Consider the following 14,718-nt stretch of genomic DNA (forward strand, 5'->3'; position numbering starts at 1 on the left):
AATGGGTGATAAGGCCGGTGCCATGCCCGTGGCCCTGAGAATCCTGGCCCGCCGGGATCACAGCGAGGCGGAACTGCGGCGCAAGCTTCAGGAAAGAGGCTTTGGCTGCGGCGATACTGAGGCTGCCGTTGCCAGGATGAAAGGGCTCGGTTACCTGGATGACAGCCGCTTTGCCCGGCAATGGGCGGAGTCGGCAGTTCGGAATGGGCGCGGTTTCGGACCGCGGATCCGGCTGGAGTTGCTGCGCCGGGGAGTTGCCGAAATGATCATTTCGGAGGTGCTTGTATCTCTGACAGGTGATTACCAGGAGCGGCAGGTTCTGGAATCGGTCGTGGCCAGGAAATTCGGCAGCTTCGACTACCGCAAGGCCGATGACAGGGAGAAACGTCGTATTGTCAGCTATCTCCAGCGCCGCGGCTTTTCCCTTTCCCTGATTTTGGATGTTTTACATGAGCAGCAAGGTTGCCAAGGCAACCTTTTTTAATTCCTTTCAAGCTGCTTTTACAATATTTTGCAGAGGTTTTCATGACAGGCAAAGAAATCAGAGAAAAGTTCTTCAGATTTTTTGAGGAGAGAGGTCATACGGTTGTGGAAAGCTCCAACCTCATCCCCAGAAATGACCCGACCCTCCTCTTTACCAATGCGGGGATGAACCAGTTCAAGGACCTGTTCCTCGGCCTGGAGAAACGTGGCTACGTCCGGGCCTGCAGTTCCCAAAAATGTGTCCGAGCCGGCGGTAAGCACAATGACCTGGAAAATGTCGGTCGCACCGCCCGCCATCATACCTTTTTCGAGATGCTGGGAAATTTTTCCTTCGGCGATTATTTCAAGAAGGAGGCCATTGCCTTTGCCTGGGAATTTCTGACTAAGGAACTGAAGCTGGACAAGAATCGTCTTTATGTGACTGTTTACACGGACGATGACGAGGCGGCCGAGATCTGGAACAAACAGGAAGGGGTACCCGTGGAGCGGATCTACCGCTTCGGCGAGAAGGACAACTTCTGGTCCATGGGTGATACCGGACCGTGCGGTCCCTGCACTGAGATCTTCTGGGACAACGGTCCCGGCACCGGCTGCGGCAGACCTACCTGTGAAGTCGGCTGCGATTGCGACCGCTATATGGAGATCTGGAACAACGTCTTCATGCAGTTCAACCGGGATGCCAAGGGTAACCTGACGCCGCTGCCCAAGCCGTCGGTGGATACCGGCATGGGTTTGGAGCGGATCTGTACCGTCATGCAGGGGGTTACTTCCAATTACGACACTGATCTTCTCCAGGGAATAATCAGGCATGTGGAAAAGCTTTCCGGCAAGCGCTACGGTCAGGATGAGAGAGACAGTGTTTCCATGCGGGTCATTGCCGACCATTCACGGGCCATCACCTTCCTCATCTGCGACGGGGTACTTCCCAGCAACGAGGGGCGCGGCTACGTGCTCCGCCGCATCATGCGCCGGGCCGCCCGCCACGCCAAGATGCTCGGCTTTGCCGAGCCGGTGCTGTACCGGATCGTCGACGCAGTCAATGCCATGATGGGGGACGCCTATCCAGAGCTTCTGGAGCGGGAGGAGTACGTCAAGAAGGTGATCCATGCGGAAGAAGAACGGTTCATGGAAACCCTGGACCGTGGACTGTCCATTCTCAATGAAGAGGTCGCCCTGCTGATGAGAAGTGCGGGTACGGTCGTGCCGGGCGACGTTGTCTTCAGGCTCTACGACACCTTCGGCTTTCCGGTGGATTTGACAGCAGATATCGTCGCCAATGAAGGGCTGACCATCGACGAGGACGGCTTCGTCCTGTGCATGGAGAAACAGCGCCTCCAGGCCAGGGAAAACTGGAAGGGGTCCGGAGAGGAAGGTCTGGCCGAGATTTACAAGAACCTGCACGGCAAAGGGATCAGGAGCTCATTTGTCGGCTATGACGAGCAGACGGCCTATTCTCCCATAACTGTTCTGGTGCGGGAAGGCAGGGAGGTTGCTGAAGCGGTTGCCGGAGAGGAAGTGGAAGTCATCGTCGCCACCACCCCCTTCTACGGCGCTTCCGGTGGCCAGGCCGGGGATACCGGTACTATCTCTACCGGCAATGCCCATCTGAAAGTCGTCGGTACCAGCAAGCCCTTTGCCGATCTCACCGTGCACCGCGCCTGGTGGAGAAAGGGACGATCAAGGTGGGGGATGCGGCCGATCTAAAGGTACTGATCCGGGAGCGCAACGCCACGGCCCGCAACCACACGGCTACCCATCTCTTGCAGTCGGCCCTGCGCCAGGTCGTAGGCGACCATGTGAAGCAGGCCGGTTCGCTGGTCACTGCCGACCGGCTCCGCTTCGACTTCACCCACTTTTCTGCCATGACGGCCGATGAATTGCGTCGGGTGGAGAACATCGTCAATGGATACATCATGGACAACTCCGACGTGAGTTCGGTGGAAATGGCCGCGGCAGAGGCCATGCAGAGCGGCGCCACCGCCCTGTTCGGCGAAAAATACGGGGACCGGGTCCGGGTTGTCAGGGTTGGTGAGGTGAGCAGCGAGTTGTGCGGTGGTACCCATGTCCGGGCAGCCGGCGACATCGGACTTTTCAAGATTGTCAGTGAAGCGGGGATTGCCGCAGGGGTGCGCCGTATCGAGGCCGTCACCGGCAGCGGCGCCATTGAGTATGTTCAGCAGCTGGAAGATGAGCAGAAACACCTTGCGACTCTGGTCAAGGCGGAGGGGGGCGGCGTCATCGACAGAGTTGAGCGCCTGCTGGCAAGACAGAAAGAACTGCAGCGGGAAGTGGAGGAACTCCAGTCCCGCCTGAACGCCTCCAAATCGGCCGACCTGCTTGCCGGGGTACGGGAAAGCAATGGAATAAAAATTCTTGCCACCAGAGTTGAGACCGAGGACCCGAAAGGGCTGCGTGATCTGTCTGACAGCCTGAAAGACCGCCTCCAGTCGGGGGTGATCGTTCTCGGCTGTGCTGCAGCCGGCAAGGCCAACCTGCTGGTGGCCGTGACCAAAGATCTCACCGACCGCTGCAAGGCGGGGGACATCATCAAGTCACTGGCTCCCATCATCGGCGGCAGCGGTGGCGGCAAGCCCGAGCTTGCCCAGGCCGGCGGCACGAAGCCTGAAAATCTCGATGAGGCATTGGAAGCAGCCTATAAAATAATCGGTTAACCGGGAGTGACCCCATGAACTGGAAAAATGTCGATTCTAATGCTCTGGCTGAAAATCTCCATCCCAAGCACGACAAATACTTTCTCAAAGATCTCGTTGTCAAGGCTGACAGCGGTCATCTCAGTGTCCATCGCGGCAGGATCGAGCCTGGTGGAGAGATCTTTGTCCACACCCACGAGGTAGAGTCGGAGACTTTCTATATCCTCTCCGGCCGGCTTGAGTGCACCATGGGTGATGAGAAAATAGCTTATGCCGCCGGCAACTGCGGCTTCGCACCACCGGGCATTCCCCACGGCCTGCGCAATACGGGAGATGTCCCAGCGGAGCTTATCGCCATCTTTACCCCACCTCTGAAGTAGTCTGCAGCCGATTTTGTGAGGCGCCATGCTTGATGTCGTTCAGACTCAGAACATAGAGCTCCGCCAGAAGCAGGAGGGGAAATGCATCCTCATCGTCGATGATGAGGCCATCATCCGCGATCTCTGCAGCAGAGCCCTCAAAGGCTACCGGGTGCTGGAGGCTGCCGATGGCGAAGAGGCCCTCAAGGTCTTCGATAATGGCGGGGTCGATGTCATTCTCACCGATGTGATGATGCCCAACATGGATGGGATCGAGCTCCTGAAGAAGCTGAAGGAGCTGGAACCGACGCTGGTGGTTATTGTCATGACCGGCTATGCGGACAAGGACATCATCCTTAATGCACTGAAGGCCGATGCCGACGATTTCATCACCAAACCGCTCAACCTGCTGCAACTGAAGACGGCGATCGAAAAGGCGTTGGTGAAAAAGGCGCTCAAGGAGGAGATTGCCAATCTCAAGAATGTCGACCGCCTCAAATCGAATTTCCTCTCCCTGGTTTCCCACAAATTTCGCACTCCCATTACATCGATTTCCCTGTTTCTGCAGAACCTTGCCTCAGGAGTATATGACCCGGAAGACCCGGCGTACCGTGAGAACCTGAGCATGATCTACAAGGAGTCGTGCTATCTTGGCGGACTGGTCACCGATCTTCTCAATTTCAGCCAGATGATGGACAAAGGTGACAAGCTAAAACTTGAGCCATGCAACCTGAACAGCATAATTCTCGACATCCTTCCTGCTTCACGGGAAGTGGCCGGCAAATCGGGGGTAGAGATCGCCTTCAACCTGGATCCTATCCCTAGCCTGTTCCTTGACCGGGAAAAAGTCAGCTTTGCCATCAAGCAGGTGATCGATAACGCCTTCAAGTTCTCAAAAGAGAAAGGCCGCGTTTCGATCCGGATCGAGAAGCAGGAAGATCTCTCCAGGATAATCGTTGAAGACGAAGGCATCGGCATAAGTAAAGAAGATCTGCCTAAGATCTTCGAGAAATTCTACCAGGTGGACAGGGAAAATACAGGTCAGATCCGTGGTTTTGGTCTGGGTCTTTTCTATGCCCGTGAATTCATCCGGCTGCACCACGGAAAGCTCGTCATCGAAAGCGAGCCTGGAAAAGGAACTAAAGTCACCATCACCCTACCGGCTGCAGAAGCTGCCCCATCTCGATTTCCTCCGCACCAGAAAATCCCCTTTGATGTTGATTATTTCGCCTTATCTGCTATATTTACTTTTTTTCTGAAGGGTGCCGCATGAACAGTTTACCAGAATCGCAGATGCAGAAACTGATTGAAAAAGCAAATACCTTGATGAAGCGCTTCCGTACATCAGGCGTTTTTCCGGCAAGACCGTCGTCATCAAATACGGTGGCCATGCCATGGCTGACGAGGCACTGAAAAAGTCATTTGCTCTCGATGTCATCCTGCTCAAATATATCGGCATAAACACGGTTATCGTCCATGGGGGTGGCCCCCAGATCAACGAGACTCTCAAGCGCTACGGCATCGTCTCCCAGTTCGTCAAAGGGATGCGGGTTACCGACGAAGCGACCATGGGGGTGGTGGAGATGGTGCTGACCGGCCAGGTGAACAAAGAGGTCGTCGGTTACCTCAACCAGCATGGCGGCAGGGCAGTCGGGCTTTCCGGCAAGGATGGCGGACTGCTCTTGTGTAAAAAGCTGCTTCAGGAAGTGAAAAACGAACAAGGGGTGTTGGAAACAGTCGACATTGGCTTTGTCGGCGATGTGGTTGATGTGGATTCCAACATTCTGGTGACCCTGGAGGCGGGAGGATTTATTCCGGTCATCGCCCCGATCGGTGTCGGCACCGGTGGCGAGAGCTACAACATCAATGCCGATGTGGTTGCCGGCAAGGTTGCTGCAGCCCTGAAGGCAGAGAAGCTGATTCTTCTGACCGATGTTTCCGGGGTTAAGGATCAGGGCGGCAATCTTCTCTCCAGTATTGCCCTTGGCGATGTTCCGGGGCTGATCGAAGACGGCACCATTACCGGCGGCATGATTCCCAAGGTCACCTGCTGCACCGATGCCCTGACCGGTGGGGTGCACAAAGCCCACATCGTCGATGGCCGCATCGAGCATGCCATTCTTCTTGAAATCTTTACCAATGTCGGTATCGGCACTGAGATACAGGCTTAACTCCTTTAAGAACGGGGTACAGTATGAACTCACAACAATGGATCGCCAAGGGCGACAAATACATCATGAAGACCTATGGCCGCTATCCCCTGGTGCCGGTCAGGGGTGAAGGGTGCTACCTGTGGGATGCGGACGGCAAACGCTATCTGGATTTCCTCGCCGGGGTGGCCGTCAACAATCTTGGGCATTGTCATCCGAAAGTGGTGGCGGCGCTGCAGAAACAGGCGGCCGAGCTGATCCATTGCTCCAACTATTACCACATCCCGACCCAAATCGAGCTGGCCGAGCTGCTCTGCAACAACTCCTTTGCCGACCGGGCTTTTTTCTGCAACAGCGGCGCCGAGGCCAACGAGGCCGCCATCAAGCTGGCGCGCAAGTACAGCCGTGAAAAGTTTGGGCCTGAGCGCTACCAGATCATTACCGCCATTTCGTCCTTCCACGGCCGGACCATGGCCACCGTCTCCGCCACCGGTCAGGAGAAGGTACAGAAATTCTTCGATCCCCTGCTGCATGGCTTCGTCCATGTCCCTTTCAATGATGCCGATGCCCTGCGCCAGGCGGTTACTCCTGCTACCTGTGCCATCATGCTGGAACCGATCCAGGGTGAAGGCGGGGTGGTGGTTCCCGATGCAGAATATTTCCGCCAGGTAAGGCAGATCTGCGACGACAACAACCTGCTCCTCATCTTCGACGAGGTTCAGGTGGGAATCGGCAGGACCGGCAAGCTCTTTGCCCATGAGCATTTCGGCGTCATTCCCGATATCATGACCCTTGCCAAGGCTCTGGCCGGAGGCGCTCCCATCGGCACCATGCTGGCCAAGGAAGAGTTGGCTGAATCCTTCGGGCCGGGTACCCACGGCTCCACCTTCGGCGGCAATCCGCTGGTGACGGCTGCCGGGGTTGCAGCCATAAGGACGATCCTGGAAGAAGGCATCCTCAACCACGCCGAAGAAATCGGTGAATACCTGGTGGGCGAACTGGAAGGACTGAAAAGAAAGTTCCCCGTTATCACGGAGGTACGCGGCATCGGCCTGATGATCGGCGCCGAGCTTTCCGTTCCCGGCGGAGAAATCGTCAAGAAGGCACTGGAACGGGGCGTTCTGCTCAACGTGACCCACGACAGTGTGCTCCGGTTTGTACCACCGCTGATTGTCGGCAAGAAGGAAGTGGATGAGATGATCAGCATACTGTCCGGGATTCTTGCGGAGATGTGAATCTTTGTAGGGGCGGTCCCGTGTGGCCGCCCGATAATAGGGCAACCACGCGGGGTTGCCCCTACGAAAGGATAAAAATGAAAAAGGATTTTCTGGCCTTGAGCCAGTTCAGCAAAAGCGAGCTGGACGCCATCTTTACCCTGACCAGGGAGCTGAAGCAAAAACAGAAAAGGGGAGAGGATCATCACCTGCTCAAGGGGAAAACCCTGGCGATGATCTTCGAGAAATCCTCCACCCGAACCCGCGTCTCCTTCGAGGTGGGTATGTACCAGCTGGGGGGGCATCCGCTCTTCATCTCTACCAAGGATTCCCAGATGGGACGGGGCGAGCCGATCAAGGACACGGCGCGGGTGATGGCACGCTATTGCGACGGTGTCATGATTCGCACCTATGGCCAGGAGATCGTGGAAGAATTTGCCCGCTACTCATCGGTGCCGATCATTAACGGTCTCACTGATCTGCACCATCCCTGCCAGATCATGGCCGACCTTTTTACCGTCATCGAGCACCGCGGCAGTTATGAAGGGCTGAAGATAGCCTGGGTAGGGGACGGCAATAACATGGCCAACACCTGGATCGAGGCAGCCGCCATTTTCGGTTTCGACCTGACCCTTGCCTGTCCCAAGGGGTATGAACCGGATGCGGCGGCCATGCAATGGGCGCTTGCCAATGCCACCTCCAGTATAGTCCTCACCGACGATCCCCAGGAGGCGGTAAAGGATGCCGATGTGGTCAACACCGACGTCTGGGCGAGCATGGGACAGGAAGCGGAGCAGAACAAGCGGGAAAAGGACTTTGCCGGTTATCAGCTGAACGAAGCGCTACTCGATCTGGCCAAGGGGAACTGCATGGTACTCCATTGCCTGCCGGCTCACCGGGGCGAGGAGATTACCGATGACGTCATCGAGGGGCCACATTCGGCGGTGTGGGATGAGGCGGAAAACAGACTACATGTACAGAAGGCGATAATGGCGACATTGATGAAATAGGGTAAAACTTGAAAACTTTTATTTGTTGAATTCGTTGAAAAGGAGATATGTAAATGGCTAAGCAAGAAGTGAAAAAGATCGTCCTTGCCTACTCCGGCGGGCTGGATACCTCCATCATCCTCAAGTGGTTGAAGAACGAGTACGGTTGTGAAGTGATTACCTTTTCCGCCGATCTGGGCCAGGGGGACGAGTTGGCGCCGATCCGGGAAAAGGCTTTGGCCACCGGTGCCGACAAGGTCTATATCGATGACCTGAAGGAGGAATTCGTCCGCGACTTCGTCTATCCCATGTTCCGGGCCAATGCCATTTACGAGGGGCATTACCTGCTCGGCACTTCCATTGCCCGGCCGCTCATTGCCAAGCGGCAGATGGAGATTGCCAAGATCGAGGGTGCCGATGCCGTTTCCCACGGCGCTACCGGCAAGGGCAACGATCAGGTCCGCTTCGAGCTGGGCTACTACCATTTCAATCCGGCTATTACCGTCATCGCCCCCTGGAGGGATTGGAAGCTGAACAGCCGCCAGGCGCTGGTCAACTACGCCAAGAAGAACGGCATACCCATTCCGGTCACCAAAAAGCGCCCCTGGTCCTCCGACCGAAACCTGCTGCACATCTCCTTCGAAGGCGCCATCCTTGAGGATACCTGGGCAGAAGCACCGGAAAACATGTACGTGCTTACCAAGGCGCCGGAAAAGGCCCCCAATAAGCCACAGTACGTGGAAGTTGAGTTCAAGAACGGCAACGCCGTGGCCGTTGATGGTGAAAAGATGTCGCCTGCCCAGCTCCTTGCCCACCTCAACTTCATCGGCGGCGAGCACGGCATCGGCCGGGTCGACCTTCTGGAGAACCGCTCGGTGGGCATGAAATCCCGCGGTGTCTATGAGACCCCCGGCGGCACCATTCTGCGCGAGGCGCACATGGCTGTTGAGCAGATTACCATGGACCGCGAGGTTATGCATCTGCGCGATTCCCTCGTTCCCCGCTATGCTGAGATGGTCTACAACGGCTACTGGTTTTCGCCGGAGCGGGAAATGCTCCAGGCACTGATCGACGAGTCGCAGAAAACGGTCAACGGTGTGGCACGGGTGAAGCTGTACAAGGGTCATTGCCGAACCGTCGGCCGCAAGTCCGAGACCGATTCCCTTTTCAATCTGGACTTCGCCACCTTCGAAAAGGATCAGGTATACAACCAGAAGGATGCGGAAGGTTTCATCAAGCTGAATTCCCTCCGTCTGCGTATCCGCTCGCTTCAGGCTGCGGCAAAAAAGAAATAATGGCTGAAACACCAAAGATGGATTAATCTGTAGGGGCACGGTAACACTGTGCCCCTACGGTCTTATATGCCACAGATAAAATACAAAAAAGAACATATCGTCACCTCGGTGGTTGCGGTTATCGTCGATGACGACGAACGGGTGCTGCTGACCAAGCGGAACATCGCTCCCTTCAAGGACCAGTGGGTAATGCCGGGCGGTCAGATCGACCTGGGCGAACCAATCCTCAAAGCCCTGCACCGGGAAGTGATGGAGGAAGTCGGGCTTGAGGTGGAGGTGGTGGGACTGGTGGACGTCTTCGAGCACCTGACGCCCGGTCCTTACAACAGCCATTTTGTCATTCTATATTACCGCTGTCGCCCACTTTACTGCGACATCACCCACAATCCGGAGGAAGTTGCCGAGGCCAGCTGGGTGCCACGAGGGGAGCTTGCGGTTTACAACATGCCCGACGGCACCAGGTTCATTCTCGGCAAGATCTTCCCCGAACTCTGTAGTTGTGATATTAGGTCATGAAGTTGTGGGTTTTGGTCCTGAAACAAACCTAACTGACTATGGTTCAAATCATCGACAAAAAGATCAATCTGGAGTTCCCCCAGGGGCATCATCTCCATTGCCTGATCGCCCAGATTCCCAATCACCTGCGGCGTGTGGAGCACGGCTTCGCCATGACCGACCCGGAAGAGAAATGGACCCAGGTCAAGGCGATCCTCGACCTGATCAGCATCGGTGAAGGCAACCTGAAAAAGCTCCACTTCCTGGTGCTGCCTGAGACCAGTATCCCCTTTTCCCGTTTCGACGAGATGCTGGCCATTCTGGAGCATAGTTTCCGGCCCAACACCGTCACCATGTTCGGTGTGGAGCACGTACGTCTCAAGATTTACCGGGACCTTCTGGAGCGCTTCCGGGAGGACAACGGCGAGGCGATCGAGCTGGTGGACCGGGACATAGACTCGGGCGACATTCTGGAGATGCCGGTCAACTGGTGCTGCATCGCAGTCAAGGAGGCAACGGGCAAGCTGCGGGTTTTTCTCGAAGCAAAGTCGCACCCTTTTCACGGCGAGGAATTTCTCGACAAATATCACGACCTCTACCGCGGCCGCCATTTTTACCTCTTCAGGAGCCGCCCGTCATGCTTCAACTTCATGGCCCTGATCTGCCTGGACTACATATATCGGGATCTGTACGCTTCCAACATCAAGCAGATCATCGACCATGCCGACCGCCTCTTCTTCAGTACCAAGCAGGGGTTGGATGCTCTGTTCGTCATCCAGTGCAACCCTAAGCCGGAGCATCGGGCCTATTTCGAGGTCATCAGCGGTTTCTATGGTGAATATCTGGAGGATACGCCGGGGGTAAGGGAGACGGTTTCCGTCTTTGCCAATACTTCCGATGAGACCAGTCTGGAAGGACTGCCATCCCAGGCACCCTACGGCAACTCTTTCGTTGTTATGAACAAGCACTACAAGCTGGGGAAGATCCAGCACCCGGAATTCACCACCGACAATTTCAACGGTGCCCCGGTGTGCCGGCTGCGCTTCGGCACCGGCACGCGCCTCTATTACATCAACCTGCCCCTGTACCATGAGTTGGACCCTCGCACCAGCAGGATCCCCCTCAAGGTGCACGTGGTCCTGCGCTGGTCCGAAGGGAAGTGGGTCAAGATACAGGGCGACGAAATGGTGGCAGCTGTAACCGGCTGACCGACATTATATTGCATGCATTAGCATCAGGAGAGACCAGATGAGCAAAGACAAGCTGTGGGGTGGCCGTTTCACCCAGCCCACCAACAAATTCGTCGAGGAATTCACCGCTTCCATCGACTTCGACAAGCGCCTCTACCATCAGGATATTCGCGGCTCCATCGCCCACGCTCGGATGTTGGGCAAACAGCGGATCATCCCAATGGAGGATGTGGAGAAAATAGTCCATGGACTGCAGGAGATCCTTGACCAGATCGAGGCCGGCAAATTCGATTTTTCCATTTCCCTGGAAGACATCCACATGAATATCGAGTCGCGCCTTTCGGCGAAGATCGGCGAGGCGGGCAAACGTCTGCACACCGGCCGCTCGCGCAACGACCAGGTGGCCCTGGACATCCGCCTCTACCTGCGGGATGAGCTGGTGGAGATCAGCGCTTACCTTGATCTGCTGGTGGATTCACTGCTCAACCAGGCGGAAAAGAATATCGATGTCATCATGCCGGGCTATACCCACCTCCAGACTGCCCAGCCGATTCTCTTCGCCCATCACATGCTTGCTTATGTGGAAATGTTCAAGCGGGACAAGGCCCGCATGGAAGACTGCCTGAAGCGGACCAACGTCCTGCCGCTGGGGGCCGGTGCCCTGGCAGGGACCACCTTCCCCATCGACCGGGAGCACGTGGCCGAATTGCTGGACTTCCCCGAGGTAACCCGCAACTCCCTCGACTCGGTTTCCGACCGTGACTTTGCCCTGGAATTCCTGGCCCATGCTTCCATTCTGATGATGCACCTCTCTCGATTCTCCGAGGAGCTGATCCTCTGGTCCACAAGTGAATTCAAATTCATTGACCTCTCCGACGGCTTCTGCACCGGCTCTTCCATCATGCCCCAGAAGAAAAATCCCGATGTACCGGAACTGGTGCGGGGCAAGACCGGCCGGGTATATGGTAACCTGATGGCCCTCCTCACCGTGATGAAATCACTGCCCCTGGCCTACAACAAGGACATGCAGGAGGACAAGGAGCCGCTTTTCGACACCATCGACACCGTCAAGGGAAGCCTCAAGATCTTCGCCGACATGATCCGGGAGATGCAGGTCAACACCGACACCATGCGCAACGCAGCGGCAAAAGGCTTTTCCACGGCCACCGACGTGGCCGACTACCTGGTGCGCAAGGGAATGCCGTTCCGCGACGCCCATGAGGTGGTGGGAAAATCGGTTGCATACTGCATCGCCAACAAAAAGGACCTGCCGGAGCTGTCCATCGAGGAATGGAAGGGTTTTTCCCCGATGATCGATACCGACATCTATGAGGCCATCACCCTGGAGGCCAGCGTCAATGCTCGCCGTGCAACCGGCGGCACTTCTCTGGAAGGGGTAAAAAGAGAGATTGCCAGGGTTCGCGCTGGCAAATAGACGGCTGTGGCTTTTTGCCAATTTCGGCGTTGCCCGGCGTCATCTTCTTGTGCGGCGTAGCGCCGTCCCCCTCTCCCTAACCCTCCCCCACGAGGGGGGAGGGAATACAGTTTACCCTCTCCCTTTATGGGAGAGGGTGGCCGAAGGCCGGGTGAGGGCCTCCGCGGGATTCCTCGTGCGCTTTGACCTTGCCTCAAAATTCACAGCAGTTATGAAAGAGCAATGAATAAAGCAACGTTACTTCTTATAATCATGTTGCCCCTTCTTGCCGCCTGCGGCAAGAAAGGGCCGCTGGTGCCGCCGGAGGCGCTGGTGCCGGCTGCGGTGAATGATCTGTTCGTTGCCCAGAAGGGGGAGTATTTCCAGCTTTCCTGGTCGGAACCGACACGGGAGGTGGGAGGCGGGCGCCTGACGAATCTTGCCGGCTTTGAGCTCTTTCGGAGGGAGATGTTACCCCCGGCTGAGGATTGCGAACAGTGCCCCACTGCCTATCGCCTGCTGAAAAAGATCGATCAGGATTACCTGCGTGATGTGGACCGCCGCGGCAACCTGTTATTGGTCAACGACAACGGGGTAGAGACCGGCAAGACCTACCAGTACAAGGTCATCTCGCGGAAAAAGGACGGCACCCCCAGCCCGGAATCCAACCGGGCACGGCGGCAGAAGGTCAATCCCCCCTTGCCGCCGGAGGTCAAGGCAACTTCCCAGGCAACCAGTATCGTCATTGAGTTGAATCCTGCGCAGGTGGCGCCGGCCGCTGTCCTGTCGGGATACAATATTTACCGCTGGCGGACCGGGCAGTCCATTCCCCCGTTTCCCCTCAACGACAAGCCCGTTACCGGCAGTGCCTTTGAAGACCAGCGGGTGGAGCGGGGTGTTACCTATTCCTATGCTGTGCGTACCTGGTCAAGGCAGCGGGAGAAGATGTGGAGAGCGCACCTTCCAACCAGGTGAGCGGAGCTTTGACAGAGCCTGACTGATCGTCTTAATCTGCCAATATAACGTCGTTTATTTTGACTTTTACCCTCCTGTATGTTAGAAATATTCACTTTTATCGTTTTTTCCCCCTCTCCCTGCTTGAGAAAATCGATTCATCGCCACTGACACCGTATACTGGTAATTTTATCTAATAGTTTGAGGAAAAGTTTAATGCACCACTTTCAGTACAAGGGGCACGATCTCTATGCCGAAGATGTGGCGATCAAGGACATCGTCGCCAAGGTCGGCAGCCCCTTCTACGTCTATTCCCAGGCCACCCTCGAGCGCCATTTCCGCGCCATGGACGAGGCTTTTGCTTCCGTTTCCCATACCATCTGCTATTCGATGAAGGCCAATTCCAATCTGGCGGTGGTGAAGAACTTCGTCAACCTGGGTGGCGGCGTCGATATCGTTTCCGGCGGCGAGCTGTACCGTGCCCTGAAGGCGGGGGCGAGTCCTTCGAAAGTCGTCTACTCCGGCGTTGGCAAGAAGGATGACGAGATCGAGTATGCCCTCAATACCGGCATCCTCATGTTCAACGTGGAGTCGGAGCAGGAACTGACCCGCATTTCCGAGATCGCCAGCCGCATTGGCAAGAAGGCCGGGATCGCCATCCGCGTCAATCCTGACGTTGATCCCCAGACCCATCCCTATATTACCACAGGTCTAAAGAATGCCAAGTTCGGCATCACCATCGACCGCGCCATTGAAGAGTACAGTCGGGCCAAGGGCCTGCCTGGCATCGAGATCCTCGGCATCGACTGCCATATTGGCAGCCAGCTGACCAAAGTCAGCCCCTTCGTCGACGCAATCAAGAAGCTGAAGAATGTCATCGGCAAGCTGAAGGAGATGGGCATCAGCCTCAAGTACTTCGACCTTGGCGGCGGTTTGGGCATCCAGTACAACGACGAAGCACCGCCACTGCCAGCCGATTACGGCAGCGAGATCATCAAAGAGACCAAGGACCTGGGCATGCACCTTCTTTTCGAGCCGGGGCGCAGCCTGGTGGGCAACGCCGGCATCTTGGTGGCCAAGACCCTTTACATCAAGCACCGCGACGAAAAGAACTTCATAGTGATCGACGCCGGCATGAACGATCTGGCCCGCCCGGCCCTCTATGGGTCCTTTCACGGCATTAAGCCGGTGGTTAACAACCAGGACGGCGTCATTACCGCCGATATCGTCGGCCCCATCTGCGAGTCGGGGGACTTCCTGGCCAAGGACCGTGAGGTGCCCGTGTTCAAACAGGGAGACCTGATGGCCTTCATGTCCGCCGGCGCCTACGGTTTCGCCATGTCCAGCACCTACAACAGCCGTCCCCGCGTTGCCGAGGTCATGGTCAAAGGAAACAAGTTCGAGGTTGTCCGCGAGCGGGAGACGGTGGAAGACCTGATGAAGGGTGAAAAAGTCCCTTCGTTCCTGTAGACTAAATAATATATGGGCAAGACCCTGTCTTTGCCCGGATAAGGCAGACACACC

Annotated in this window: 11 protein-coding genes and 2 pseudogenes; all 13 read left to right on the top strand. The window is 56.3% G+C overall.

Features of this window, described 5'->3' with window-relative positions; all coding sequences use genetic code 11:
• The first annotated feature begins 1 nt into the window (after position 1).
• The 13 genes and pseudogenes from JCM15764_RS07485 (at position 2) to lysA (ending at position 14,664) form a co-directional block, all read left to right on the top strand.
• Positions 2-484, top strand: coding sequence for a regulatory protein RecX (locus JCM15764_RS07485; protein ID WP_054694162.1), 483 nt, complete (start codon positions 2-4; stop codon positions 482-484).
• A gap of 41 nt (positions 485-525) precedes the next feature.
• Positions 526-3,155 (top strand): annotated as a pseudogene (alaS, locus tag JCM15764_RS07490) (alanine--tRNA ligase).
• A gap of 14 nt (positions 3,156-3,169) precedes the next feature.
• Positions 3,170-3,514, top strand: coding sequence for a cupin domain-containing protein (locus tag JCM15764_RS07495; protein ID WP_054694164.1), 345 nt, complete (start codon positions 3,170-3,172; stop codon positions 3,512-3,514).
• Between the two features lie 25 nt (positions 3,515-3,539).
• Positions 3,540-4,766 carry a hybrid sensor histidine kinase/response regulator gene (locus JCM15764_RS07500; protein WP_243688548.1) on the top strand — a complete coding sequence of 409 codons (1,227 nt, stop codon included), beginning with the start codon at positions 3,540-3,542 and terminating at the stop codon, positions 4,764-4,766.
• A 20-nt stretch (positions 4,767-4,786) separates the two neighbouring features.
• Positions 4,787-5,664 (top strand): annotated as a pseudogene (argB, locus tag JCM15764_RS07505) (acetylglutamate kinase).
• Positions 5,665-5,687: 23 nt separating this feature from the next.
• Entirely contained in the window at positions 5,688-6,878 is a 1,191-nt protein-coding gene (locus JCM15764_RS07510) for an acetylornithine transaminase (protein ID WP_054694166.1), read from the top strand.
• 77 nt (positions 6,879-6,955) lie between these two features.
• The gene (gene argF / locus JCM15764_RS07515; protein WP_054694169.1) at positions 6,956-7,867 is read left to right on the top strand and encodes an ornithine carbamoyltransferase; all 912 of its coding nucleotides are present in this window, start codon (positions 6,956-6,958) and stop codon (positions 7,865-7,867) included.
• Between the two features lie 53 nt (positions 7,868-7,920).
• A complete protein-coding gene (locus JCM15764_RS07520; protein ID WP_054694171.1) occupies positions 7,921-9,141 on the top strand; it encodes an argininosuccinate synthase in 1,221 nt (406 codons plus the stop codon).
• 66 nt (positions 9,142-9,207) lie between these two features.
• The gene (locus tag JCM15764_RS07525; protein WP_054694173.1) at positions 9,208-9,657 is read left to right on the top strand and encodes an NUDIX domain-containing protein; all 450 of its coding nucleotides are present in this window, start codon (positions 9,208-9,210) and stop codon (positions 9,655-9,657) included.
• Between the two features lie 38 nt (positions 9,658-9,695).
• Positions 9,696-10,844, top strand: coding sequence for a hypothetical protein (locus JCM15764_RS07530; protein WP_054694176.1), 1,149 nt, complete (start codon positions 9,696-9,698; stop codon positions 10,842-10,844).
• A 40-nt stretch (positions 10,845-10,884) separates the two neighbouring features.
• On the top strand, positions 10,885-12,261 hold the full coding sequence (gene argH, locus JCM15764_RS07535; RefSeq protein WP_054694179.1) for an argininosuccinate lyase: 1,377 nt from the start codon (positions 10,885-10,887) through the stop codon (positions 12,259-12,261).
• Positions 12,262-12,483: 222 nt separating this feature from the next.
• Positions 12,484-13,215 carry an LPS translocon maturation chaperone LptM gene (lptM, locus tag JCM15764_RS07545; protein ID WP_243688549.1) on the top strand — a complete coding sequence of 244 codons (732 nt, stop codon included), beginning with the start codon at positions 12,484-12,486 and terminating at the stop codon, positions 13,213-13,215.
• A 195-nt stretch (positions 13,216-13,410) separates the two neighbouring features.
• Positions 13,411-14,664, top strand: coding sequence for a diaminopimelate decarboxylase (gene lysA / locus JCM15764_RS07550; RefSeq protein WP_054694186.1), 1,254 nt, complete (start codon positions 13,411-13,413; stop codon positions 14,662-14,664).
• The last annotated feature ends 54 nt before the right edge of the window (positions 14,665-14,718 follow it).

This window comes from Geotalea toluenoxydans JCM 15764 (assembly GCF_001311985.1).
GTDB lineage: Bacteria > Desulfobacterota > Desulfuromonadia > Geobacterales > Geobacteraceae > Geotalea > Geotalea toluenoxydans.